We start from the raw sequence: 24,541 nt of genomic DNA on the forward strand, positions 1-24,541 counted from the left end.
TAAGGTTGATTTATGCACAAGGGACTCACACATGGCTAATCGTTGGCTGCTGCTTATAACTTTCTTTATTGCTTTACAGCACACCAGTGCAGCGCATGCAAGTGAGCAAGATATACACTGGTTAATTGGTATGCATTCAGATGAATCCGCTGCCGATAAATTTCATCACATTAGTGTTAATAAATTAACCGCCGATTTAGTGATTCAACAGCTTCCAGGATTTCGTATTCAGGAGCGTGTTATCAATGCCAGCCGCATGTTGCAATTAATGGCTGACGATCCCAATGCTTGTGCCGAAAAAACCCTGAAAACATCTAGCCGTGAAGAGTTTATGCTTTATAGCGACCTGCCTCAGGTTATTTTTCCAGGCTTGCGAGTATATATGCGCGCTGACGATAAGCGGTTTCCTCAGCAACAATCCCAACAACTCGCCCAGTTGCTCCGGCAACAACAAGATATCCGTATTGGGCTGATGGAAGGTCGGTCGTATGGTGAAGCCTTAGATAGAGTGTTAGCTATGCCTGAAGTACAACCGCAAATATGGCGTCACTCCAGTTTAGATAGTAGCTTTGCGCTTATCGACATGCTGTTGGCCGGGCGCATTGACATGTTTATTTCATCACCGATTCCGGTAAATATATTTGCACAGCGGCATCAACGCCAATTAGATTTGGTCTCTTTTGTACCCCAAGAGGCACCGCTAAAGCTGCTTGGCTACTTTGTCTGCGCTAAGTCAGCATTTGGTAAAAAGGCGATGAAAGAAATAAATAAGGAACATGCCATAGCAGTGCAGCAACGAAGCTATCTGAATGCCCACCTGCAGCATCTCGACAGTAGCCTTCATGCTGAGTTCATACAGCTCTACAATCAAATCTACCGAACCAATTTCAGCGCTGACTGACAGCCTCTTACTGGGAACTTTGTGTTAGTTCAGGTACAACTCAAGGTACCTTCCAACGCATAGCGAACAGCCTTATGAACACGCCCCTGATAAACGCCGTAACTGAACACCTTCCGCTAACAGAACTCTCTCAACCAGCGCTATTACCACCGCCGCATAATCCGGCTATATACTTGTTTCAACCGCAGCAACGGTTGTTGCTGGCATCACCGCAGGTGCTCGCCATGCACGGCCTCAACCAAACCGAAGCCTGTGTTGCAATGTCGCGCTTGCTGAGCTGTTATTTGCCCGCCGACAGCAACAAGTTGAAACTAGCTCTGCAAGTGGCTGCGGCAATTCGCGGCTGTTTAAGCCTTACCGTGCAAACCAGAAACCCCGAGTTCCTGATTCAGCACAAGCTACAAAAACTACAATACGGTGACCACTTTTTCCTATGTGCGCAGTTACAAATTGTTGAATTTTTTAGAAACTATAACTAACGCTATATTTATTATTAACAATTTAGCAACTAAATTTAGAATTAGAGATGATCATTCGCCATAGTGAGTAGCCAACCCAATGCTTAAAGCCAAAGTTGTTTCGTTGCGCAAGCACCAAGGTAAGCATATTTCCCTAGCTGTATTGCTGGCGGCAAGTCTGGTTTCAACAACCAGTTCGGCACTTGATAAAATCGACACAATAACCTGGGCGTACAATCCGGCTCCACCATTTCATATTGTGAAGGACCCCTATGCCACCCAAGGCATCTGCGATGTGCTGATGAGCGAGCTTCAACATGAGCTGACCGGCCTCAAGCATAAGCAGGAATTAATGCCTCACTCGCGGGTGTCTAACCTGATTTCGAACAAGGAAAACATGTGCTTTCCCTGCATGATTCACAATCAGGACAACGACTATGTGGTTTATAGCGAACCTACCCATGTTTACCGGCCGCACGGTATTATCACCAACCAAAGGGTTGCTCAGGAGCTCCAGCAACGCTTTGGCGATAACATTTCATTAGCACAGGTACTGGCAACTGAACGCTACCGGTTTGGGCAACCGGTAAGCCGCAAGTACGGGCAGCTTCAGCCACTAATTGCCGCCTACGCTGCCGCTACTAATTTACATGTGAACATTAGCGGTGACGATAACAACGTGGCATTGCTGTCAATGATCATGGAAGAACGGCTGGATTTTACGATTGATTACGACATTATTAAACGTTACTACGAAATGACAACCAACAAAGACCTGGTGTTTTTGCCGATTACTGAGAACAATAGTAAGGCTGTTGCGGGGGCCATTGGCTGCACGGCAAATGACTGGGGCCGACAGGCTATTACCGAAATAGACAAAGTACTTCCCGTTGTACTACAACGGGAGAGCTTTCGTAACATCCTGGAGTTTTGGTTTAACAGTGAAACTGTTACTGACTACTGGCAGTACCACGACCAGGCGATGGATTAATCGTCGTCCGTTTGATTATTGGCATCGTCCTGGTCATCTAATAAACGCGCATCAATCTTTTTACTGGTTTGTACACCCAGCTTACGGAAATTCTCAACTCGGTTAACCAAATTGCCGCGGCCACTGGATAACTTATTCATGGCACCATCAAAATTTTTCTTCACCGCTTCAATGGCATTACCCATTTTATTCATATCTTCCAGAAAACCAGCAAACTTGTCGTACAATTTGCCGGCATCTGCGGCAATACGTTGTGCATTCTGGTTCTGATATTCATACTGCCAAATGTTATTTACTGTGCGTAAGGCCACTAGCAGGTTGGTTGGGCTTACCAACATAATGTTGTGATCAAGCGCTAGTTTAATCAGTTCAGGATCGCGATCTACCGCCAACAAAAATGCGGGTTCAATCGGAATAAACAACAACACATAGTCAAGCGTGCGAACGCCTTCCAGTTGCTGATAGTTCTTCTTACCCAGACTTTTAATATGATTGCGCAACGACGTGACATGCTCGTCCAGACAACGAGTGCGTTCTGCATCATCGTCGCTGTTGAAATAGCGCTCGTAAGCAACCAGTGACACCTTCGAATCTACCACCACGTCTTTGTTGTTTGGTAAATGCACAATCACGTCAGGTTTGAAGGATTTACCCTCGGCATCACGATGCTGACTTTGGGTTTCATACTCGTGACCTTCACGCAGCCCGGACTGCTCCAGCATGCGTTCCAGAACCACTTCACCCCAGTTGCCCTGTTGCTTGGTATCACCCTTCAATGCCCGGGTAAGCGCTTCCGCTTCTGCCGACATCTGCTTGTTCAGCTCTTTCAAACCAAGCAACTCAGAGGTCATGGCCTGGCGTTGCTTAATTTCTTCGCTGTACTGCAACTGCACCTGCTGCTTAAAGGAATCCAACTGCTGCTTAAATGGCGCCAGCGTGGTTTCCAGAGTTTGTTTACTACTGGCCTGCAAGCGCTCTGACTTTTGCTCAAAAATTTGCTGCGCCAGCCGCTCAAATTCTTGCTTTAAGCGCTCTTCGCTGGCTTCCAGTAGTTGCTGCTTTTCAGTTGCATGTTTCAGCGTTTCTTCTAACTTAACTCTGGCACCAGATAGCTCCGCCTGTAGCTCATTACGTTGCTGTAATGCCTGCTGGTAGTTCTGCTCGGCCTGAGTCAGACGTTGTTCTACCTGCGCTGTGCCTTGGCGCGCTTGCTCAACCTGCTGTTGTTGCAAAGCTAACTCATGTTGCTGGTCGCTTAATTGCTCACGCAACCGGGTTCGGGCCGGGGCGCTGAGCGCGTAGCCAAGCCCAACACCAATAATCAGACTTAGCCCCAAGGCACTAATAAGCTGCCACAGTTCAAATTCAGGCATCTGCTTCTTCCAGTTTCAGGCGCCAAATTGCCGGACCTGTTTCATGTGCATTTTCACCGGTGCTGTCTACCGCCACAGTCACTGGCATGTCTTCCACATCAAATTCATAAATGGCTTCCATACCTAAGTCATCAAAGGCCACTACTTTGGCTTGTTTAATAGCTTTCGCTACCAAATAAGCAGCACCACCAACAGCCATCAAATACACCGCTTTGTGGTCCTTAATGCTGGCTACTGTGGCGGGTCCGCGCTCGGCTTTACCGATCATGCCCAGAATGCCGGTTTTATCTAACATAAGGTCCGTAAACTTGTCCATGCGGGTAGCGGTAGTTGGCCCTGCTGGCCCCACTACTTCGTCACCCACAGGGTCTACTGGCCCTACGTAATAAATAAACTTATTGGTGAAATCTACTGGTAATTCTTCCCCATTATCCAGCATTTCTTTTATGCGTTTGTGCGCGGCATCACGACCGGTTAAAAGCTTGCCCGACAACAGCACCGTCTCACCGGTTTTCCAGGTTTCAATGTCGGCTTGTGTCACGGTATCCAGATTCACCCGGCGGGCATCGTCGCCAAGTTCAAAGGTAATATCCGGCCAATCTTCTAGTTTTGGTGGTTGCAGGTCAGCCGGACCTGAGCCATCTAACACGAAGTGCGCGTGACGCGTGGCGGCACAGTTTGGAATTAAGGTAACTGGTTTTGAAGCCGCATGGGTAGGTGCAGATTTAATCTTCACATCCATAACTGTAGTAACACCACCTAAACCCTGTGCACCTATACCAAGCTTGTTCACCCGGTGATAAATTTCCAGGCGTAGCTCTTCTTCAGCAGTTTGCGCACCGCGGTCCAACAATTCCTGAATATCAACCGGATCCATGAGGGCTTCTTTCGCTAATACAGCAGACTTTTCTGCAGTACCGCCAATACCTAAGCCAATCATACCCGGCGGACACCAGCCAGCGCCTAGTTTCGGCATGGTTTCAACCACCCAGTCAGCAATGGAGTCGCTCGGGTTTAACATCACCATCTTCGATTTATTTTCTGATCCGCCGCCTTTAGCAGCAATCATCACTTCAATTTTATCGCCTGCTACCATGTCTATATGAACTACTGCAGGGGTATTGTCACCGGTGTTTTTACGGGCACCTGCGGGGTCAGAAACGATGGAGGCACGCAATGGATTCTCAGCATTGGTATAGGCTTGACGAGTACCTTCGTCCACCATCTGCTGCACCGTCATATCAACTTTGTCCCACTGCACACCCATGCCCACTCTCACAAAGCAGGTAACAATACCGGTGTCCTGACAAATCGGGCGATGTCCTGTGGCAGCCATGCGTGAATTCGTCAGCACCTGCGCGATAGCATTCTTAGCCGCCTCACTTTGTTCTTTGTGGTAGGCCTTCTCAAGCGCCTGCACAAAGTCCAGTGGGTGATAGTAAGAGATGTATTGCAGCGCATCACAAATGCTTTCAATAAAGTCTGCCTGACGAATCATTGCCATGTTTTTTACCTCATCAAACTTATGCGATTTCAGCTTGCTACCGCATAAGATAGCTAATAACTATTTTGCACCGAAAGCCGTAACGGATTCAGTCTGTTATGGAAAGCCTAATGATACCTTGTATCGACAGTGCTGACCAGACGCCGACGGCGACTATGCATAGCGCTGGCAGGCCTGTCTGTGCTATTCTAACCAGGTGTTTTACTGTGGTTTTCGAGGAGTTCCCGGTGGCTTTACTGGCGCAGCCTGTAGTCTTGAAAAGTAACTTAGTTATGCTGTTTGAGCATCTTGCCGGGGTGCCCTGGTCGCTATTTCTTGATACCGCTACTGCTACTCATACTAACGCCCGGTTCGATATGGTGTTTTATGAACCAGTCCGCACCTACCAACTAAGTGGCGATACTATTACGGTAGGTAGCGCGGTAGATAGTGCGGCAGATAGTACAGTAGATAACAAGCACGACCAGCAGCGCATGGCCACCTGTGCTACTTACCCGGCCAGCCAATGGCAACCATTGCTGCGAGAAGATGTAGCATCCTTACCAAGTTACACCGGACCTGCTCACTTGCCGTTTCAGGGTGGTTTGGCTGGCGCCTTTGGGTATGACTTTGGGCGACAGTTAGAGCAATTGAACGCGCAAGCCGATGCCGATATAGATTTGCCGGAATTGGCCGTGGCTCTGTACCACAAAGCCCTCATCTTTGATAAACAACAACAGCAATTGTATTTGCTTGCGCCTGAGTCACAATGGCAACAAGAGGCTGCACTCTGGCAAGGTTTAGCTGAGCGCCCCAAGCAGCCACAGCCTGAGCAGAGCTTCAAATTATTGCAGCCATGGCAATCAAATTTAACTGCAGCTGACTATGCCCATAAGTTTGCACAGGTTATGCAGCACCTGCGTCAGGGTGACTGTTACCAGATTAATCTGGCACAACGCTTTTCCAGCTGCTACGAAGGATCGGAATGGGATGCCTACTTGCGTCTGCGGGCACACAATCAAGGCCCGTTTTCGGCATTCATGCAATTGGAAACTGGTGCCATTCTAAGCTTGTCGCCGGAGCGTTTTATTGCGCTGGACACCGAAGGCAACATTGAAACCAAACCCATTAAGGGAACTCGCCCACGCCATTCCAACGCAACCTTGGACCAGCAGGCTGCAGCTGAGCTTCAGCAGGCCAGTAAAGATCGTGCCGAGAACGTGATGATTGTCGATTTGCTCCGCAATGATTTAAGTCGGGTATGCGACCCCGGTAGCGTGAGCGTACCCGCGTTGTTTAAAATCGAAAGTTTCCCGGCCGTGCATCACTTAGTCAGCACAGTGCACGGAAAGCTAAGCGCCGACCACGATATGCTGGATATTATTGCGGCAACCTTTCCGGGCGGCTCCATTACCGGAGCACCAAAAATTAGTGCGATGAATATTATCGACAAGCTTGAACCACACCGGCGCAGCTTCTACTGCGGCAGTATGGGCTATATTTCTCAGCACGGTGCTGCCGACACCAGCATTATGATCCGTACCCTGGTATGTGCTAACCAACAAATCTACTGCTGGGCTGGAGGTGGTTTAGTGATGGATTCCGAGTGCGCGGCCGAATATCAGGAAACCTTCGACAAAGTGGGTCATATTTTACCTATTCTGGCGGAAACGGCCGAAACCACGGAGCCAGAACTATGATTCATACCCGCCAGGATTTTATGCAGCGGTTTAGCATGCAACCGCAGCCGTCACGCCAACGTCCGACGCAGCAAGGGTTGCGCCCGGCAGCTGTACTCATTCCGATTATTGAGCGTGACCACGGGCTATCGGTAATTCTGACGCAACGCTCTAGTAAACTACGCCACCATCCGGGCCAAATCAGCTTCCCCGGCGGTCGCCACGACGCTGAAGACAAAGATCTGGTAACCACGGCATTGCGCGAGGCCGAAGAAGAAATTGGCCTGGCTCGGGCTGATGTCGAAATTATTGGGAAGTTGCAGGACTATCCGGTGATTTCCAACTTTCTGGTGCGCCCGTATATCGGATTTATTACGCCCCAGGAGCATTTCGTGCGCCAGCGCAGCGAAGTTGCCGATATTTTTGAAGTTCCGTTAATTAATATTCTGCACCAGCCCAATCATTTCGTGTACAAATTGCGCCGGTTTATTTATCCCGAGGTTTATTTCATTCCCTACCAGCAACGTAATATCTGGGGCGCTACCGCTGGGATGTTGCGTGAACTCGCTGACCATTTATTACCCGAACAACAACAGCTGTTCCGATCACTTAACTGATTCGGCGACAGCGCTTGATTTAGCCCCAGGTATCCGTGCGACAATAGCGGAATAACATCATGGCACGACAGCGAGCTATACTACTTATAAACAACCGCCGTCGTGGTTACAGGAGAGCAGTGTAATGATCAGCGTTTTTGATATCTATAAAATTGGTATTGGTCCTTCAAGCTCCCACACGGTTGGCCCTATGCGGGCAGCCACCGAGTTTTTAAAAGCAGCCGATAAAGAAGTGGGTTTAAGCAACGCCACCAGTATTCAAGTGGAGTTATTCGGATCGCTCGGGCAAACAGGTAAAGGTCACGGTACCGGCAAGGCCGTTATTCTGGGTCTGGCTGGCGAAAGCCCTGAAACAGTGGATACCACCAAAGTTGAAGAGTTTTTAGCAGCAACAGACAAATCCCAAAAACTAAAGCTGTTGGGTGAGCATGAAGTCAGTTTTCCGCGTGAAGGTGCTATTAACTTTCACCGCCGCAAAACTAAACCTAAGCATGCCAATGCTATGGAACTGCGTTTATATAAAAATGACGACGTGCTGTATAAAGACTTGTATTACTCCATTGGCGGCGGCTTTATTGTGCGGGATGCCGATTTTGATGAGACCCTGGAAGAGGCCATAGAGCAATCCAGTAAGCCTATTCCCTACCCGTTTGATAGCGCCGCTGAGCTGCTGAATCACTGTCGCGAGCAAGGCATGCGCATCAGTTCGCTAATGCTGGCCAACGAAAAAGTATTCCGCGATGAAGCAGATATTCGCAAAGGTTTGGTACACATTTGGGAAACCATGGATGAATGTATCAATACCGGCATTCGTACCGAAGGTATTCTGCCGGGTGGCTTGAAAGTTCGTCGCCGCGCACCTGCGCTGTATCAATGCTTAAAAAATGAACGCTCAACAGATCCAATGCAATTGATGGACTGGGTTGATTTATTTGCGCTCGCCGTGAATGAAGAAAATGCCGCCGGTGGCCGCGTAGTTACCGCGCCAACCAACGGTGCTGCGGGTATTATTCCGGCAGTCATGAAATACGCCGACAAATTTATTGAGAAGCTGGACGAAGAAACCATAGTACGATTCCTGCTAACGTCGGCCGCGATTGGTATTCTGTATAAGAAAAATGCTTCTATTTCCGGTGCTGAAGTTGGTTGTCAGGGCGAAGTCGGCGTGGCTTGTTCAATGGCTGCCGGTGCCTTAGCAGAGTTGATGGGCGGCAGTGTGTCTAACGTTGAAAACGCTGCGGAAATTGGCATGGAACACAACTTAGGCTTAACCTGCGACCCCGTTGGCGGTCTGGTGCAAGTACCTTGCATTGAGCGTAATGCCATGGGTGCTATTAAAGCCATTAACGCAGCCCGACTGGCTCTGCGTGGTAGTGGTGATCACAAAGTATCCCTGGATAAAGTAATTAAAACCATGTGGGACACTGGCAACGATATGAAAACCAAATACAAAGAGACCGCTCGCGGCGGTCTTGCTGTGAATATTATCGAGTGCTAATCCGGCGCTAACTAACTAGCTGCCTGCGCTAATTACTGCGTGGGCAGCTTAATATCCGCAAACATCCGTTCAATTTCATCATGCGTTTTTAATGCCGCGGCCTCATCAACTCTAGCTTTGGTAAGGTGCGGAGCAAAGGCTTCCATAAAGTCGTACATATAACCACGTAAGAAAGTACCTTTGCGGAAACCAATTTTGGTGGTGCTGGCGGCAAACAAATGCGCTGCAGGTATAGCTACTAAATCGGTATCTTGTTTTTCGTCATAGGCCATAGTGGCCAACACGCCTATACCTAACCCCATGCGCACGTAGGTTTTGATAACGTCGGCGTCGGTCGCAGTAAATACCACCTGTGGCTGCAAGCCCTTGGCACTGAATGCACGATCCAACTCCGAGCGACCGGTAAAACCATACACATAAGTGACAATTGGAAACTCAGCCACGTCTTCAATAGTTACTTCATGCTTGAGCTTGGTTAACGGATGGTCCGGCGGCACAATAATCGAGCGATTCCAGTGGTAACAGGGCAGCATCACTAAGTCTTGATACAAATGCAGTGCTTCAGTGGCAATGGCAAAATCGGCCCGCCCTTTCGCCGCAGCTTCGCTAATTTGCTGTGGCGACCCCTGATGCATGTGTAAGGATACCTGCGGGTATTTGTGCATAAAGTCTTTGATCACCGACGGCAATGCATAGCGGGCTTGCGTATGGGTAGTGGCAATGTTCAGTTTACCTTGGTCCGGCAGCGTATGTTCCGCTGCAACCGACTTAATCGCATCAACCTTGGCCAATATTTCCTGGGCAATACCAATAACTTCATGCCCTGCCGGAGTTACGTGGGTTAAATGTTTGCCGCTACGCCCGAATATTTGCACACCTAATTCGTCTTCAAGCATGCGTACTTGCTTACTGATACCAGGTTGGGAAGTAAACAAGTTCTCTGCAGTCGCCGAAACATTGAGGTTATGGTTTAATACCTCAACGATATAGCGCAATTGCTGTAATTTCATGACCGCTCGCTTGACCAACGCATGCTGGCTGGTAATGTTGTGGCTGTTATTCTAAAAATATATAACATTATATAGGCTTATTCCAAGTAACTCATGACCAAACGCTACGAATGGTATCAGAAAAAACACTTCCTGATTGTCAGTGAAGTTAACGAGTTTCGTCTCCAGCTGACTAAAATGCTGGAGAGCTTCGGTGTACGTCGAATTCAAACCGCCAAAGATTTAACTGCGGCGCAGGCGCTGTATTTACGCCAGCAACCCCACTTTGTGATTTGTGATTACCACTTTAGCAATGACAGCGACGGTTTGCAGCTTTTACGTCAATTGCAGGAACAAGGACATTATAAATATCGCAGTGCCTTTATTATTTGTTGCGCCGAACGCAGTGCCGATATGGTGAAGGCATCGCTACTGCATAGTCCGGATGAAATTTGGCACCCACCCCTGCAAAAAGCCCAAGTACGGCAGCAGCTTGATAATTTAATGATCAAAAAAGCAGCTTTGCGTCACATTGAAGAAGCCTTAGATAAATTTGATTATCAGCAAGCCGTTAAGCTTGCGCAAGAAAAGCTTGGCCGGGTTCCTAAACTGGCATTGCAGTGTTTGCGCATGATGGCTCTGGCTTTTATTCGTCAAGGTAATGCTGCGAGTGCGCTGCAAGTTTACGAGCGAGTATTGAACAATGCCGAGCACAGCTGGGCACATCTTGGCCGGGCCGTGTGTCAGTTGGAATTGGGTAACTTTTTAGACTGTATTGACAGCTGTGAACTGGTGCTGCGCAAACATGCTTATTGCACCGACGCTTATTTGCTGAAAGCTGAAGCGCTTGAACAACTAGGTGAACTGCAACAAGCCGCAGAAGCGCTAAGCCGGGCCGCCGATATCAGTAAAAACAACACGCAAGTGTTGCGCCGCCTGGGTCGTCTGGCGCTGCGTTTGAGAGACATGCAAACCTTTACCAGTAGCTTCCGCCGCTTAATTGCGGTTGCCGACGCCAACCCGGCAGTGCAGCTGCGACCCGACGACTTAGTTAATTATGCACGCAGCCTATTTGCCGGATTCTTAAGCCATGGCCCGGTTAAAGGAAAGCGTTTCTTAAATGAATTGCAGGAAGTTCTGAAACGCCAGCAACGTCACTTTGCCGATGAGCCACAAATTGCGCTCGCATTTCAATTAATCTTTGCACGCATGATTGCAGCCCAGCAACAACCTGACAAAGCCAGTACTTTGATTGATGAAGTGATTGAGCATTGTCTGCAACTGCATCCTGAGTTACTGCTGCGGGAAGAAGCCGAACTTACCTATGAGGCCTACCCTGATATTAAAGCAGCGGAGCAACTGCATCAGCAAGTAAATCGCGGCGAAACTGTGCTGTATCCGGTGAAGCCCGATGCTGAGCGCGGCCAGAACTTAAATCGCGAAGGTATGGCGCTGTTCCAGAAGAACCAGTTAACTGCGGCAAAACAGCGCTTTGTTGATGCCTTTCGGTTTGCACCCGATAATGTCAGCATCGCCTTGAATTTATTACAAACCTTACTCAAACTAATGGAACAGCAGGGTCGCAACGATGACGATATTGATAGCTGCCGGCGTTGTATTTTAGCCGCACAATCTTTGCCTCAGGCCGATAATCGTCGTGGCCACCTTGATGTACTCACTATTAAACTGAACGATATCCGCTATCGTCAGCAAGAGGATACCGCCGATGTCTGAAAGTGAACGAGTTATCGATTTTCCTACCGTTCTCGCGTCCAGCGTTCACGATATGAAAAATTCGTTATGCCTGCTAATCCAGTCCATCGAAAATCTGGCCATGGAGTTAGCCGATCAGCATCACGGCGCCGAACTATCACGCCTGCACTATGAAGCGCAGCGTATTAATATGGGCTTGATTCAATTACTGGCGATTTATCGTCAGGAACAACAAAGCCTGCCGGTAAATATCGATTTATATTATGTGGCAGAACTTATTGATGACCTGGTCGCCAGCCACGAGCTGTACGCCCAGCAGCGCGGCGTTCAAATTCAAATAGACATTGATGACGAGTTAACCATGTACGCCGACCGTGACCTGCTCAGCGCCCTGCTGAACGACATTATCGTTAATGCCTTACGTTACACGGCCGATACTATAATTATTAGCGCGGCTGCAGACAGTGGTGGTGTTACCATTCATATTGAGGACGACGGCCCCGGCTATCCTGACAGCATGCTAAAAGCCGCCGATGCACCTGTTGCACAATTGGATTTACTGGCGGCGCGCACCGGTTTGGGCATTTACTTTGCGCAATTAATAGCAAGTCAGCATCACCGCAACAACAAAGCTGGCCACATTCATTTGAGCAATGGCGGTAAACTGGGTGGCAGCGTATTTAGCCTGACCCTGCCCTAATCAGAATCAGGATACTACCTATATGACGCGAAGTTGGTTAGTATGAGATATATTATAAAAATAAATACGACGGTGGATAACACCCGATGATCATTACAATCGTCATTATTCTAATAGTTGCTTTGGTAGTGCTGGCGATAGCTGTAAACGCCATTCAGCAACACAAACAGCGAGCTGAGCTTGAACGCCGTCAAAAGCTTGCGCGTTATAAGCTGGTATTTGACCAATCAGAAGACCTCATTAATGCGGCCAGCAACCTGCCCGTTGGACGGGTACTTATTTTGACCTTGAACAAGCGGGCACTAGATGCCGTAAAACGCATGCTCACGGTTGCACCAACCAGTGAAAACAAGAACCGCATAGAAGAGTATCAGCAGCGTGTGAAAGCGTTCGAAAATCAAGACAACGAACCAGTAAGTGGTGAGTTGGAAATTCCTGAGAACGATAAACAAGTAATAGGCATGTTGAATGCCATTAAAAAATTACGGAACGCCTTGCGCAGTGAACACTCCAAAGGTCGTATTGATACCACCTCGTTTTTAGCGGAAGATCGTAAGCTGGTTAAAATTCAGGTACAAGTTAGCGTTGAGAGCTTAATTCGACGCGGTAAAATGGCGTATCGTACGCAAATGCTGGGTTCGGCACGTCAGTACTACGAAAAAGCCCTGAAAATGCTGGAAGACCAGAGTTTTACAGACGAGTATATTACCTCACGCAAAGCTCAGGTAAGCGAAGATCTAGACGCTATTACTGAAGAGCTACGTGATACCAATGCCCGTGATGCCAGTAACCGTAAGAAAGATGAACTGGAAGAATTGTTTCAACCTAAACGCAAATGGTAAGTTATGTCGAACTTAAGCGACCAGCTTAGTCAGTTGGTTTACAGCACTGACGCTGGCCGAATTGAACCCTCCAAAGAAGAGCCCGCACCGCCTGTAGGTGATGGTGTGGTGCGCATAACCCGGCAAACCAAAGGTCGTAAAGGCAAAGGCGTAACCATCATTACTGGTATCGAAAAAAACGAAGCAGAACTTAAACAGTTAGCCAAGCAATTGAAACGCATCTGCGGCGTTGGTGGCGCGGTTAAAAATTTTACCATTGAGTTGCAGGGCGACCAACGTGACGTGGTCAAAGCCTGGCTTGAGCAGCAGAAATTCAAGGTTAAGCTAGCGGGCGGTTAAACTCCCGCTACAGCCTGAAATCAAATTGTACCGTACGACCATTGTCCAGCCATTCCAGGTTTTCAGTTAACCCTGATAGTAACGCTAAACCACGCCCATGCGGCCGCTCTTCCTGCATATCTTTCTGGGATAGAGTACTCACGCCCGCACCAGAATCAGATACTTTCACCTGAACCAATCGCTCAGTGGGATCAAACTTCAACTTAATAGTTATCTGGCCATCGGTTAAATCATCCAACCGGCTAGTACGTTGCTGATAATAGGTTTCAAAACCTTGCGGGTCGTCTTTCAAGCCTGAGTCTAAGCCTAATAAACCATGCTCGAGCGCGTTATTGTATGCTTCCGAAAGCAACATAAATATGGTGCCGCGCTGGCTTTTTAATGCCGGTAGCTGACTCAATGAACTCATTAATATAGTGACTGGCTCAGCATGCTTCATTTCATGCACACCAATAGTTACTTTCAGTTCAAACGGTAGTCTAACCCCGGCTTCTGCCACCGCAGGCTCATGCTTAACTGCGGTTGGCTTACAACGCAAAATGGCCAGTGATACGTCATCTTCCAGTTCCTTATTACCACGAAAAGCCTCCAGCTCCGCCACCACTTGTGACAGCTTTATGCGCCCCTGACTGGTGAGTAAATCTTCAAACCGCTGCTCGCCGAAAATCTGTTGTTGCTGATTGCGTAACTCCGTAACGCCATCGGAGTGCAGCACAATACGCTGCTGACTATGGCAGTTATGGGTAGTAACCCGACTATCGAAGTCATCACCGGGTAAAATACCTAACGCCATATGCTGTGCTGGTAAGCGCTCGCAGATTTCACCATCGTCGTTGATTAAAAAGGCTGTGGGCATGCCCCCATTCCAATAGGTTAAGCGCTCACCCGAGGCGGATATTTCCAACATAATAGCTGCACAAAACATGTCGTCAGGCAGTAACTGCAACAAGCGTTGATTAAATTCAGTCACCATTTCGGCCACTGACACGCCCCGATCGGCCATGGTGAAAAATGCCTGTGACAAAGGCAACGCGCCCGTTGCCGGAGCCAGCCCGTGCCCGGTAAAATCGCCCAGCAACACATATAAATTTCCCAGTGGCCCTGCCGCGACTAGGCAGAGGTCGCCACTGAACATACTGGCCGGTATTAAGTGGGTTTCGATATGCTCATAGTCCAAATAATTACGGCTCAGCGCATTGCGAAATATATGCTCAACGATTCGATGTTCGCGGTCTATTCGAGCTGAATGCCACGCCAGAGATCTATTCTTTTCGTGCACACTCTGACTGAGCTCGCGCACCCGCTGATGGGCTCTTAACTTGGCTTGCAGTACGACTGGCTCAAAGGGTACCGGTAAGAAGTCGTCACCGCCAACACTCAGGCAACGTAGCAGCGATTCCTGTTCATCCAATGCGGTAATAAAGATGATAGGTAGGTGTACAGTTCCGGCTAGTTCTTTTAGCTTAGGAGCTAGTTCATAGCCGGTAATGCCGGGCATCATAATGTCCAGCAAAACAATATCCGGTGCCCACTCAGAAAAGTTATTCAGGGCGTCATGACCATCGGCAGCGAGCACCACGTCGTACCCAAAATCATTCAGCAAACTCGCCAATAATAAACGGTTTGCCGGCTGATCATCAACAATAAGAACTCGCATAGCCACGGACATCAGGCAATAACAAACATTTTATCGAATCTGGAAATATCAAGAATACGTCTAATTTCAGGGCGACAGTTCACCAGTTGAATTTCTTTCACTCGATCGCCCAGTGACTTACGCATATTAAGTAACATACCCAAAGCCGAGCTATCTAAATACTCAGTCTCGCGAAGATCTATTACCACTGTTGGCTGCTGTTCATTGATTTCAGCGTAGGCCTGCCGAAACTCCTGCACCAGACTAAAATCGAATTTGCCTTTAATAGTAATAATTAATTGTTTGCCGTCATTCGAAAATTGTCTATGTAAGCTCATTTGAATCCCAGTTCCAAAGTATTAGTAGAGTGCCTGGCAAATACAGACCAGGTCATTGTGTTTACTGAATAAATCACCTAACCTAAGTCAGATTCAAGCCAAAGGAACCTGACATGCCAGACGTTCAAGCTGCCGATTTATCAATCTTACTTATTGAACCTTCAGAAGTTCAACGAAAAGTGATTAAGCGCCACTTGGCTGAAGCTGGCATCACTAATGTAGATGGTGCGGCATGCATTTCTGAAGCGCAACAAAAAATTAAAACTTTGCAGCCCGACATTATTGCAAGCGCTATGTATTTTGAAGACGGAACCGCGCACGATTTGCTGCATTATATACACGAACAAGGCTTGGCTGAAGATATCGGCTTTATGTTGGTGTCCAGTGAATACCGCGACGACCAGCTCGAAGAGTTTAAGCAGGCCGGCATTATTGCTATTTTGCCTAAACCCTTCACTTCGGTTCAATTACAACGCGCAGTGAATGCATCTATAGACCTGATTGAACCCACCGCCCTGCGCCTGCAGAACTTTGACCCGGAAGATTTATCGGTATTACTGGTGGATGACAGTGTCACTTCCAGACATTTTCTGAAGCGTATTCTTGCGGATTTAGGTATAGATAACTTTAGTGAAGCCGAGAACGGTCAGCAAGCTATGGAGATTCTGCAACAGCAGACCTTTGATTTGGTGGTTACCGATTTCCATATGCCACACATGAATGGTCGTGAATTAGCTGAGTTTATTCGACAAACGCCAGGGCTTTCACACATTCCAATTCTAATGGTTACCGCGCGTGCCAGTTCGCCGCAATTAGCAAATATTAAGCAAAGCGGTGTTGATGCCTTAACCGACAAGCCGTTTGAGCCAGCCACGCTACGCAACTTATTAGCCCGTTTGCTGGATCAGTAAGTAGCACTGGATTGTTGAACGGTAAAGAATAGCGAATGATGGAAATAAAAAAGCCGGGCAAATGCCCGGCTTTTTCGTGTAAGTACTAGTGTGTAAGTACTATTACTCAGGTTTTTGCTGGTACTTGTTATACAGCTGACGGTGGCGGTTATTTAAATCAACCTCACTGCCATCAATAAACATGTGCACAATGTCCTGGCCTAAGTGGTCCATTACATCGCCTTCTGAGATGATTAAAGATGCCTTTTTGCCCACTTCAAGTGAACCAATTGACTCTTCAACACCCAGAATTTTCGCTGCATTATAAGTAATTGCTGCTAACGCCTGGTCTTTATCTAAACCGTAAGCAACAGCGTTACCTGCGGCGAAAGCCAGGTTACGAATATCCCAGAAACCAGGGTAAGCAATAGCAAACTCAACACCGGCGGCTGCAAGTGTTGCTGGCGTAGTGAAAGCCTGGTCATAAGCCTCGTCGTTTCGAGCTGGTAACCCATAAGGCGCACCAAAAACTACCGGAACACCTTCGGCAGCTAGCTTGTCAGCCATACGCCAAGAGTCCCGCGCACCTACTAACACCATGTCGAAACCATACTCACGGCGCAATTCCAGCGCTTGTTCCATCTGGCGTTTGTCGTCAGCATGCACAAACAGCTTTTTCGACCCATCGAATAAGCCAGTCATAGCTTCCCAACGAATGTCTTTACCACGTAAGGTACCGGCCTGCTTACCGTCATAATAAGCTTTGGCATCGGTAATAGCGCGTTCCAACAGTTTCAACGCTTCCGCGTTAGCTTTGCGTTGCTCGGCCGGGCTACGACGCTCCCACCAGGTGTCGATAACAGACGCTCGTGGCCAGTTTACATGCACGCCAACATTGAGCTTTTCCTGGGCATCTTCCCAGGTCCAGCCGTCGGTTTGCAGCAAGCTCGACTGACCCATGATTAAATCGCCCTGAGGAACGATTTGCGCATGAGTAATACCGTTGAAGCGAATGGTTGGTGTTACTTCAGAGTCCGGATTGTAGGCAATGTGCCCACTCACTTCCGGGTGAATAGCACCAACTTCTTCCTGGTCATCGGAGGCGCGAACGGCACCAATTTCCACCAACCCTAAGGTGGTGTCCAGCGCTACTAGCCCCGGATACACATGTTTACCCGTTGCATCAATCACACGGGCGTTATCCGGGGTGGTCAGGTCAGTGCCGATAGCGGTAATACGGCCATCAGTAAAAACCAAATCAGTATCGCTCAACACACCCTGAGTAATAGTGTGAACGGTCGCATCTTTAATCAGTATTGGCTGCTTCTGTGGTTCACCGGGAACCATGTCATGGGCCAGCACGGCACCACTAACTAAAGTCGCAGCAGCAAGAGTTACAATCGATTTCATTAGTGCTGTCCTCCATGGGTATGTGCCGTAAACTGATCCAGCCAAACATCATGCTGATCTTCACAGTGCCAGGTCGGCTGTTGTTGTTTATAACCATTGGTTGCACCGTCACGCGCGCTTTCGCCAGCGTTCAGTACTTTTTGAATCAAGGCTTGCTTCTCAGTATCAAGCGCAGCACGCATCGCTAAATCTTCTTCGCGATCGAAGTATTTACGTGCGTTGATCCAGGTTTGTTCTGCTCGAGCATAAGCACTCAACGGATGATCATTCCAAATCACAAAGTCAGCCTGTTTACCGGGCTTAATGCTGCCCACATACTGGTCTACTTTCAGCTGTTTCGCTGGATTCAGAGTAATCATTTTGATTGCTTCTTCTTCGGACATACCGCAGTAACGCACTGATTTAGCTGCTTCAGTATTTAAGCGGCGCTGCAGATCATTACTGTCCGAGTTAATGCTGGTAAGCACACCTTTTTTCGCCATTAAACAGGCGTTGTAAGGAATCGCATCATATACCTCGAACTTGAATCCCCACCAGTCAGCGAAGGTAGAAGCACCAGCGCCGTGTTTCGCCATTTCAGTTGCTACTTTGTAGCCTTCCAGAATGTGCGTAAAGGTGGTCAGGGTAAAATCAAACTCTTCGGCTAGCTTAAGTAGCATCAGAATTTCTGACTGAACATACGAGTGCGCGTGAACAAAACGTTCGCTGCGAAGTATTTCCAGCATGCTTTCCAAGCGATAGTCAGGACGCGGTGCCGCAGTGCGCTGACGTTCTGAACGACTCAGATCGTTGTAGTCATCCAACTGACGCCCGTACTCAAGCGCTGCCTGGAAGCCGTCACGTAGAATGGTTTCAACACCCAAACGTGATTGCGGGTAGCGAACTACATAGTCAGAACCCCAGTTGCTTTGCTTCACGTTTTCACCCAAAGCAAACTTGATGGTGGCCGGCGCCGCATCAAATTTCATCAGGTCAGCATCAGCGCCCCAACGAAGCTTAATCACTTGTCCTTTACCACCAGCCGGGTTGGCTGAACCGTGTAGTAACTGGGCCATGGTAGTACCACCGGCCAACGAGCGATAAATATGAATATCGTCCGGGTTCACTACGTCGCCGATATGAACTTCAGCAACAATGGCTTCAGAACCTTCGTTAACACCTTGCGAAATCGCGATGTGTGAGTGTTCATCAATAATACCCGGAGTAACGTGCTTACCTTCGGCATCAATGACGGTATAACCAGACGGCGTTGATAACCCACTGCCGACTTCCACAAACTCACCGTTACGAATCAGAATGTCGGCATTTTCTAAAGTGCCTTCTTCATCTGCTGTCCAAACAGTCGCATTTTTAATATGCACGTTTTGACGTGCTGGCAGCTCAGTGCGGCCGTAAGCAACATTCGGATAGGTTAACTTACTGATATAAGAATCCGCTCGCGCAGGTTCCTTGCTCTCAGCTGTAACAGCTTCGGTGCGCGTTGCGGTAATCATCAACTCGCGTCCGTCAGGTGCTACTGCCATACCAGATAAGCTGTCTTCACTCACTTGACGTAACTTCATACGCCAGCTGCCAGCTAAATCAGCAATGGTTGCGTCAACCACAAACTCGACCGTGTCTTCGTTGTGACTGGCGTGATGCAATTTACTCTCTGCATCGGCAACGCTCAGCGTACCTTGCAAGTTTTTGCCCGGCTTAAGTTCCAGCTCAACATCTTGATTAGCAACATTTAAGCTATAAGATCCGGCAAAGTCCGCAGGATGCATTGGTTGCAGCTCAACTTCTTCACCCTGCAGCCACACTGACACAATCTCGCCATCATTAAACAAATCGCCGTTGGCAATAACAAAGTCAGCCATGTAGCCCTGAGCAAGACGTCCCGCCTTGTTATCAACACCACTAATTTGCGCTGGTACCGTCGTTAACGCCGCTAGCGCTTTGTCTTTATCAAGACCATGTGCCACCGCTTTACGCAGGTTTGGCCAGAAATCTTCTTTCTTTTCTAACTGCGCCAGAGTAAAGGCAAAATCAACCCCAGCTGAAGCCAATGCCGCGGCATTACCCGGAGCACGCTCCCAATGGCGAAGGTTACTTAACTGCACATCCAAATGACCATCAACGCTGCCAACTTCTGGTGCAGCCGGAAAGTCTAATGGCAGAATAAGTTTGGAACCGGTATTTTTCACCGCGTCCAAACGAGCGTATTCAAAGCCTGAACCAATAAATACACGTGGTACTGAGAAATCACTTAATACTTCGTTCGCACGTAACAGTGACAGCTCATCGTCAATCGCAAACACCATACCGGTGTTTTCAATATCGGTTAGTTCAGCCAAAGCCGCGTTGTATTCAACCGGCCCGGTTACCGCTTGCTTGCCATAAGCTTCTTCATACCAGTTGGCATCAGCAAGCGTTTGGCGAACCAAGGCAATGCTGCCCATCAAAGACGACGGGTATTGCTGCTGTGAACTGCCTTTATCGAAAGAACCAAAATGACGTGCTTTCGGGTTATAAACCACATCGTTCGGAAGCTTATCAGCCAGTGAAACCGTAGCTGCCTGGCCTTGGAAAATACCATCCAAGCGTGCGGTTTGAACAGCAGTGAAGCCGTGCGAGATAAAGTCTTTCGCAGCGCTGGCATCTGGTTTAAACGAATCAATCCAATCGCGCTCAGAGTGAATGGCAGCATTACCTGCATTACCACCTTCACGTTCATTTGAGTAAATCGGTGGTGAGCTGCGAAAACCGCCCGAGCTTCTTTCTTCTGGTGCAGGAACACCATAGCTCGCATAAGCATCAATAAAGCCGGGATAAATAGTGTGCCCGCTGGCATCCACTAACCTCGCACCGGCGGGGGCTTCGTTGTTGCGGTTCAATGCCCGAACTTTGCCGTTTTCAATAACCAGTGTTGCATTAGTTAACTGCTTACCTGGTTCCAGCACTATGGTTGCGTTCTGAAACGCAACCAGGCTTGGTGTCTTGTCATGGATTCCCTGCACTGTAGTGGTTTGGTCAGCCATTGCTGTTTGAGCCAAACCAAGTGCTGCAAGAACCGCCAGACTAACACCGGTCAGATGGTTACTCCGGTTCATCAACTTCCCCCTGATTATTATAATAAATATGCGTTTTACCTAGCTTCGTACTATGGTAATAGCGGATTACTGATCGATCTTAACAGCTTCACCATAAACTGTTCGTGAGTAAATTTACAATGCACGAACCGATGAAAGGCTGTTTGGTAACGGTGAAAAGCAAAACAACAAGGGATACTACTATGAAAAAATTGCGAAAGGGTTATCTTGCTGCATTAGCTATTCTGGGTAGCTGCGGCGCGTTGATGTCGACAGCAATTGCAGACAGTCCATTTACCGACGCAAAAGAAGCGGTTGAATACCGTAAAGACGCCCTGTCACTGATGCACGCAAACTTTGCTGTAATGGGCGATATGGTGAAAGGCGATATCGAATACGATCCTGATATTTTTCAGCAACGGGCAAATGATTTTGCCAAATTAGCAGGAATTCCGTGGGCTGGTTTCACTGTGGAAGGTGCGATGCCAGGTGAAGACACCGACGCCCTGCCCGCTATTTGGGACAACTGGGATGACTTCCAGGAGCGCGCCAATGATCTGCAAACCGGCGCTGATAAGTTGCTTGCAGTAAGTGCCAATCGCAGTCTGGACAGCTCAGGTGACGCACTGAAAGACGTTGCTCGTACCTGCAAAGGCTGTCACGACGACTATCGTGATTAATAGTGACTATTGATAATTGAGGTGGCTGTTACGAACAGCCACCCTATAACAGCCACCACAACGCGCCGGTTAACACCACAGCTACAATTAAAGCGATAATACCGTGGCGCAGTTCTGGTGCCGGTTTATGGCTCTCAACGTAACCATGCAGCATCGCCTCTAGTAATTTAACTCCCCGCCAGCGGTACACCAAAATCGCTAACACGTGTAAACCAACCGCCGCTAAAATAAAGTTAAAATTCAGCTTATGCAGATCGGTAATTAAATCGCCGGTATCTGCAGCAACCAAAGCGTGCAGCGGACCATCAAAGAAAATGTCGTCGCTGGCAAACAAGCCACTACTAAATTGCATTAATACCAACAACAGCAGCACTAAAACGAACCAACCGCCGGCCGGATTATGCGTACGCCCGGGCTGATACTGGCCGTGCCGCAACTCGCGAAAATGTTGGAATGCGTGTTGCGGATGTCGAACAAACTGACTGAATCTTGCCGACTCACTGCCCCAAATACCCCAGCCAATACGAGTGATCAACAAGCTGCCCAAGAGCACCGCTAATTGTTGGTGCCGTTCCATGTATCCTTCTTCCGCCGTCCACCACAAAGCCGGTATAAGAACCACCATTAGCCAGTGATAAATGCGAATGAAACTGTCCCAGATTTTAATGCGCGTTGATGCCACTTAGACCTCCGAATTCAGTGCTGCAAATCACTATGCCTTAGCGAGGCATTTTGCTAGAGTGGTTTTATCTTAGCTAGGAAACTTAGTAATGGCGAAAGTATTAATTGCAGACGACGATTTTATTAGTCTGGAAGTGCTGCAAACCATGGTAGCCCGTGAAGGTATTGAAGTAACTACCGCTAAAACTGGCGACGAAGCTCTGGAAAAAGCCTTAAGCCAGAACTTTGATTTAGTTTTATTGGATTACGAAATGCCCGGTTTAACCGGCGCTCAGGTTGCAGCTAAACTACAAGATGCAAATTACACCGCACCTTTAGTGGCGGTAACCGGACATCAAAGCGCAACTGAACTTAGTGCCTGCCGCGACGCTGGTATGGTGGCCACCATTCATAAGCCGATTGCACCTGATGCTTTAGAAGAATTACTCAAGCGCTGGCTGTAAGCTGCTTAACTCGTTAACGTAAATCGTCAGCAGCTTGCAGCAGTTGCTGGCTTTCCCGCAAGAATTGCTCAGCATGGCCACCAAAGAACTCGCGTAAAGCGGCAAATCTGGTTATAAAAGCATCTCGATTGCCTTGTTCTAACTCCGATAAAATCGCATCAAATCGCTGCAAATAGCGACGAATCATGGCAAAGTTCTCAGGTGAAGCTAAAATGATGTCCGCATACAAGTCAGCATTTTGCGCGAACAGCCGGCCAACCATCATTAATTCAAGCCGGTAAATAGGTGAGCTCAAACTCAACAACTCATCAATAGTGGCCTGTTCGGCCGCCAAATGCTCACCATAAACAAAGGTACTAAAGTGGCGTAGCACCTGCACAAAAGCCATGCTCTTATCGTGCGCCGGCGCGCTAACCTGATGCAACTGTGCGCCCCAGTTTTCCAATTGCGACAGCAACCATTGGCAGTGCTCAACGGAGCGCCCTTCACACACCACAATTAACTGTTTCGCCAGATTCTTAATGGTCGGCCCGAACATCGGGTGTAAGCCAACCACTGGCCCTGAGTGCTGTTCGCACATGGCCGTTAACGGCTTGTCTTTAATACTGGTGAGATCGGCCAGAATACAGTCCTGTGGCAGCTCTGGTAGCTGCTTAATTACCTCGGTGGTCACCTGAATGGGTACACTCACCAACACTAACTGAGCGTGTTGCCAGTAATCGGCAGCAGCAGCCCAGCTGTCTGATTCCACCACGATCACCTGATAGCCGCTAGCGCGAAATAGCCTTACGAATAAGCTACCTAGCTGACCACCACCACCGACTACCAGAATCGGCCGGGACGCATCACCCTGAGTCTGACTACTGTGGTCTTGTTGCGAACGGTACGACTCACGAATGATTCGTCGCAGTACATCTTCAACTAAGTCGGGGGCAACACCCTGTTCTTCGGCTTGCTGGCGTCTGGCCTGAATTAAGGCGACTTCCCGCCCGGGCACATACAAAGGCTCACCAAGCTTCTTTTTAACCGCGCCAATAGCGCTGGTAAGCTGGCGGCGGCGCGCCAACAGTGCAACCAAATCTGCATCGGCAGCATCTATTTGCTGACGTAGTTGTTGCAGCTCTTCTGCAGATTGCTGCTTGTCATTGTTCATTCAGATACCTGCGATTGTAAAATTGTGTAGGCCCACTTCACTTCTTGTACTTGTTGCTTAGAACCACCTTTGTCTGGGTGATGGCGATGCAATAGCTGCCGATAACGGCGTTTTAAATTGCCCTTGTCGGTAACCTCTGACTCTTCTACTTCCATCACCTGCATGGCTTTATCAAGTTCAGCTCGCGCCGGCGGCTGGCGAATCCCTTGTACGCGATTCCAGAAACTATTCAGCAAATCATCAACGTCATTGGCACGAGTAGACTCGAAATGTTCCCAGTTGAGGTAATAATCGGCCAATACATCTTTGGCCACCAAGGCTTCCTCATACTCCTCATAGGGCTTCTTCACAATCGCCAGGGTATGAATACTAAGCTCAAACAGTTTTTCCCGGCGCCATTTCTCGCGCAACCGGTACAACGCATTAAACAAAATAAAATGCGTTTGGAATAACTGTAGCGAGCCGGACAATGCCTGCTCGTCGAACAATTCATAGGGGGCGCCCTGCAGTCGCTGAATCAGCTCGTGCTCGCGCATAGGTTCGGTTTCGCTTAATAGCTCGGTTTCCAGAGCACTATCAAGTTGGTTTAAAAAGTCATGTTTCATTGTTCTATCATGCCAGAAGCCTTGCCAAGAAAAAATCACAAAAAAAAGGGC

The 24,541-nt window shown here is 48.4% G+C and carries 23 protein-coding genes; 13 read left to right on the forward strand and 10 right to left on the reverse strand.

Features of this window, described 5'->3' with window-relative positions; all coding sequences use genetic code 11:
* Positions 1–31 precede the first annotated feature (31 nt).
* The 3 genes from CCE91_RS07905 to CCE91_RS07915 all read left to right on the forward strand — a co-directional run bounded on the left by CCE91_RS07905 (position 32) and on the right by CCE91_RS07915 (position 2,350).
* Positions 32–901 carry a hypothetical protein gene (locus CCE91_RS07905; protein ID WP_086434640.1) on the forward strand — a complete coding sequence of 290 codons (870 nt, stop codon included), beginning with the start codon at positions 32–34 and terminating at the stop codon, positions 899–901.
* Between the two features lie 74 nt (positions 902–975).
* The gene (locus tag CCE91_RS07910) at positions 976–1,380 is read left to right on the forward strand and encodes a hypothetical protein (protein WP_086434641.1); all 405 of its coding nucleotides are present in this window, start codon (positions 976–978) and stop codon (positions 1,378–1,380) included.
* Between the two features lie 79 nt (positions 1,381–1,459).
* Positions 1,460–2,350, forward strand: a complete 891-nt coding sequence (locus CCE91_RS07915) for a hypothetical protein (protein WP_086434642.1) — start codon at positions 1,460–1,462, stop codon at positions 2,348–2,350.
* Here CCE91_RS07915 and rmuC read toward each other — a convergent pair.
* Complete coding sequence (gene rmuC, locus CCE91_RS07920) at positions 2,347–3,723, reverse strand: DNA recombination protein RmuC (RefSeq protein ID WP_086434643.1); 1,377 nt, start codon at positions 3,721–3,723, stop codon at positions 2,347–2,349. The two genes, CCE91_RS07915 and rmuC, sit on opposite strands and share 4 nt — an antisense overlap.
* Positions 3,716–5,227, reverse strand: coding sequence for a fumarate hydratase (locus CCE91_RS07925; RefSeq protein WP_086434644.1), 1,512 nt, complete (start codon positions 5,225–5,227; stop codon positions 3,716–3,718). The genes rmuC and CCE91_RS07925 overlap by 8 nt, the downstream gene beginning before the upstream one ends.
* Before the next feature lie 227 nt (positions 5,228–5,454).
* Between CCE91_RS07925 and pabB the strand changes: the two genes are divergently transcribed.
* From pabB to CCE91_RS07940, 3 genes are all read left to right on the forward strand, one after another.
* A complete protein-coding gene (gene pabB / locus CCE91_RS07930; RefSeq protein ID WP_234996285.1) occupies positions 5,455–6,906 on the forward strand; it encodes an aminodeoxychorismate synthase component I in 1,452 nt (483 codons plus the stop codon).
* Complete coding sequence (locus tag CCE91_RS07935) at positions 6,903–7,502, forward strand: CoA pyrophosphatase (RefSeq protein WP_086434645.1); 600 nt, start codon at positions 6,903–6,905, stop codon at positions 7,500–7,502. Before pabB ends, CCE91_RS07935 begins: the two co-directional genes overlap by 4 nt.
* Positions 7,503–7,626: 124 nt before the next feature.
* Positions 7,627–9,000, forward strand: coding sequence for an L-serine ammonia-lyase (locus CCE91_RS07940; RefSeq protein WP_086434646.1), 1,374 nt, complete (start codon positions 7,627–7,629; stop codon positions 8,998–9,000).
* A gap of 32 nt (positions 9,001–9,032) precedes the next feature.
* On the opposite strand, the gene cysB is transcribed toward CCE91_RS07940, so the two are convergent.
* A complete protein-coding gene (gene cysB, locus CCE91_RS07945; protein ID WP_086434647.1) occupies positions 9,033–10,010 on the reverse strand; it encodes an HTH-type transcriptional regulator CysB in 978 nt (325 codons plus the stop codon).
* Between the two features lie 93 nt (positions 10,011–10,103).
* Here cysB and CCE91_RS07950 point away from each other — a divergent pair, with 93 nt between their 5' ends.
* The 4 genes from CCE91_RS07950 (at position 10,104) to yciH (ending at position 13,583) form a co-directional block, all read left to right on the forward strand.
* Positions 10,104–11,723, forward strand: coding sequence for a tetratricopeptide repeat protein (locus CCE91_RS07950; protein ID WP_086434648.1), 1,620 nt, complete (start codon positions 10,104–10,106; stop codon positions 11,721–11,723).
* Entirely contained in the window at positions 11,716–12,402 is a 687-nt protein-coding gene (locus tag CCE91_RS07955) for a sensor histidine kinase (RefSeq protein ID WP_086434649.1), read from the forward strand. The genes CCE91_RS07950 and CCE91_RS07955 overlap by 8 nt, the downstream gene beginning before the upstream one ends.
* Before the next feature lie 86 nt (positions 12,403–12,488).
* Positions 12,489–13,244, forward strand: a complete 756-nt coding sequence (locus tag CCE91_RS07960; RefSeq protein WP_086434650.1) for a hypothetical protein — start codon at positions 12,489–12,491, stop codon at positions 13,242–13,244.
* Between the two features lie 3 nt (positions 13,245–13,247).
* Positions 13,248–13,583, forward strand: a complete 336-nt coding sequence (yciH, locus tag CCE91_RS07965) for a stress response translation initiation inhibitor YciH (RefSeq protein ID WP_086434651.1) — start codon at positions 13,248–13,250, stop codon at positions 13,581–13,583.
* A gap of 7 nt (positions 13,584–13,590) precedes the next feature.
* Here yciH and CCE91_RS07970 read toward each other — a convergent pair whose 3' ends face one another.
* On the reverse strand, positions 13,591–15,240 hold the full coding sequence (locus CCE91_RS07970; protein WP_159454939.1) for an ATP-binding SpoIIE family protein phosphatase: 1,650 nt from the start codon (positions 15,238–15,240) through the stop codon (positions 13,591–13,593).
* Positions 15,241–15,251: 11 nt separating this feature from the next.
* Positions 15,252–15,557 (reverse strand): STAS domain-containing protein, encoded by a 306-nt coding sequence (locus tag CCE91_RS07975; protein ID WP_086434653.1) that lies wholly within the window; start codon positions 15,555–15,557, stop codon positions 15,252–15,254.
* A gap of 113 nt (positions 15,558–15,670) precedes the next feature.
* Here CCE91_RS07975 and CCE91_RS07980 point away from each other — a divergent pair, with 113 nt between their 5' ends.
* Positions 15,671–16,468, forward strand: a complete 798-nt coding sequence (locus tag CCE91_RS07980) for a response regulator (protein WP_086434654.1) — start codon at positions 15,671–15,673, stop codon at positions 16,466–16,468.
* 102 nt (positions 16,469–16,570) lie between these two features.
* Here CCE91_RS07980 and CCE91_RS07985 read toward each other — a convergent pair whose 3' ends face one another.
* Together CCE91_RS07985 and CCE91_RS07990 are read right to left on the reverse strand one after the other, a co-directional pair.
* A complete protein-coding gene (locus CCE91_RS07985) occupies positions 16,571–17,857 on the reverse strand; it encodes an amidohydrolase family protein (protein WP_086434655.1) in 1,287 nt (428 codons plus the stop codon).
* Entirely contained in the window at positions 17,857–20,949 is a 3,093-nt protein-coding gene (locus CCE91_RS07990) for an amidohydrolase family protein (protein ID WP_086434656.1), read from the reverse strand. Before CCE91_RS07990 ends, CCE91_RS07985 begins: the two co-directional genes overlap by 1 nt.
* A 182-nt stretch (positions 20,950–21,131) precedes the next feature.
* On the opposite strand from CCE91_RS07990, the gene CCE91_RS07995 reads away from it, so the two are divergent.
* Entirely contained in the window at positions 21,132–21,608 is a 477-nt protein-coding gene (locus tag CCE91_RS07995; protein ID WP_198677968.1) for a c-type cytochrome, read from the forward strand.
* 43 nt (positions 21,609–21,651) lie between these two features.
* Here CCE91_RS07995 and CCE91_RS08000 read toward each other — a convergent pair whose 3' ends face one another.
* Positions 21,652–22,290, reverse strand: coding sequence for a cytochrome b/b6 domain-containing protein (locus CCE91_RS08000; protein WP_234996286.1), 639 nt, complete (start codon positions 22,288–22,290; stop codon positions 21,652–21,654).
* Positions 22,291–22,378: 88 nt separating this feature from the next.
* Here CCE91_RS08000 and CCE91_RS08005 point away from each other — a divergent pair, with 88 nt between their 5' ends.
* Positions 22,379–22,732 carry a response regulator gene (locus CCE91_RS08005; protein WP_086434657.1) on the forward strand — a complete coding sequence of 118 codons (354 nt, stop codon included), beginning with the start codon at positions 22,379–22,381 and terminating at the stop codon, positions 22,730–22,732.
* A 13-nt stretch (positions 22,733–22,745) separates the two neighbouring features.
* Here the strand turns inward: CCE91_RS08005 and tyrA are convergent, their stop codons facing one another.
* Positions 22,746–23,885, reverse strand: coding sequence for a bifunctional chorismate mutase/prephenate dehydrogenase (tyrA, locus tag CCE91_RS08010; RefSeq protein WP_086434658.1), 1,140 nt, complete (start codon positions 23,883–23,885; stop codon positions 22,746–22,748).
* Positions 23,882–24,490 carry a DNA-J related domain-containing protein gene (locus tag CCE91_RS08015; RefSeq protein ID WP_086434659.1) on the reverse strand — a complete coding sequence of 203 codons (609 nt, stop codon included), beginning with the start codon at positions 24,488–24,490 and terminating at the stop codon, positions 23,882–23,884. The genes tyrA and CCE91_RS08015 overlap by 4 nt, the downstream gene beginning before the upstream one ends.
* Positions 24,491–24,541: the final 51 nt, after the last annotated feature.

The organism is Pseudidiomarina planktonica (genome assembly GCF_900177775.1).
GTDB lineage: Bacteria > Pseudomonadota > Gammaproteobacteria > Enterobacterales > Alteromonadaceae > Pseudidiomarina > Pseudidiomarina planktonica.

Coding starts and splice junctions, on each gene's coding strand:
- CCE91_RS07905 (WP_086434640.1), top strand. CDS start 32: ATGGCTAATCGTTGGCTGCTGCTTATAACTTTCTTTATTGCTTTACAG.
- CCE91_RS07975 (WP_086434653.1), bottom strand. CDS start 15,557: ATGAGCTTACATAGACAATTTTCGAATGACGGCAAACAATTAATTATT.
- CCE91_RS07995 (WP_198677968.1), top strand. CDS start 21,132: ATGAAAAAATTGCGAAAGGGTTATCTTGCTGCATTAGCTATTCTGGGT.
- CCE91_RS07925 (WP_086434644.1), bottom strand. CDS start 5,227: ATGGCAATGATTCGTCAGGCAGACTTTATTGAAAGCATTTGTGATGCG.
- tyrA (WP_086434658.1), bottom strand. CDS start 23,885: ATGAACAATGACAAGCAGCAATCTGCAGAAGAGCTGCAACAACTACGT.
- CCE91_RS07985 (WP_086434655.1), bottom strand. CDS start 17,857: ATGAAATCGATTGTAACTCTTGCTGCTGCGACTTTAGTTAGTGGTGCC.
- CCE91_RS07940 (WP_086434646.1), top strand. CDS start 7,627: ATGATCAGCGTTTTTGATATCTATAAAATTGGTATTGGTCCTTCAAGC.
- CCE91_RS07915 (WP_086434642.1), top strand. CDS start 1,460: ATGCTTAAAGCCAAAGTTGTTTCGTTGCGCAAGCACCAAGGTAAGCAT.
- CCE91_RS08015 (WP_086434659.1), bottom strand. CDS start 24,490: ATGAAACATGACTTTTTAAACCAACTTGATAGTGCTCTGGAAACCGAG.
- CCE91_RS07990 (WP_086434656.1), bottom strand. CDS start 20,949: ATGAACCGGAGTAACCATCTGACCGGTGTTAGTCTGGCGGTTCTTGCA.
- rmuC (WP_086434643.1), bottom strand. CDS start 3,723: ATGCCTGAATTTGAACTGTGGCAGCTTATTAGTGCCTTGGGGCTAAGT.
- CCE91_RS07910 (WP_086434641.1), top strand. CDS start 976: ATGAACACGCCCCTGATAAACGCCGTAACTGAACACCTTCCGCTAACA.
- CCE91_RS07980 (WP_086434654.1), top strand. CDS start 15,671: ATGCCAGACGTTCAAGCTGCCGATTTATCAATCTTACTTATTGAACCT.
- CCE91_RS07960 (WP_086434650.1), top strand. CDS start 12,489: ATGATCATTACAATCGTCATTATTCTAATAGTTGCTTTGGTAGTGCTG.
- CCE91_RS07955 (WP_086434649.1), top strand. CDS start 11,716: ATGTCTGAAAGTGAACGAGTTATCGATTTTCCTACCGTTCTCGCGTCC.
- CCE91_RS07950 (WP_086434648.1), top strand. CDS start 10,104: ATGACCAAACGCTACGAATGGTATCAGAAAAAACACTTCCTGATTGTC.
- CCE91_RS07970 (WP_159454939.1), bottom strand. CDS start 15,240: ATGCGAGTTCTTATTGTTGATGATCAGCCGGCAAACCGTTTATTATTG.
- CCE91_RS07935 (WP_086434645.1), top strand. CDS start 6,903: ATGATTCATACCCGCCAGGATTTTATGCAGCGGTTTAGCATGCAACCG.
- yciH (WP_086434651.1), top strand. CDS start 13,248: ATGTCGAACTTAAGCGACCAGCTTAGTCAGTTGGTTTACAGCACTGAC.
- cysB (WP_086434647.1), bottom strand. CDS start 10,010: ATGAAATTACAGCAATTGCGCTATATCGTTGAGGTATTAAACCATAAC.
- CCE91_RS08005 (WP_086434657.1), top strand. CDS start 22,379: ATGGCGAAAGTATTAATTGCAGACGACGATTTTATTAGTCTGGAAGTG.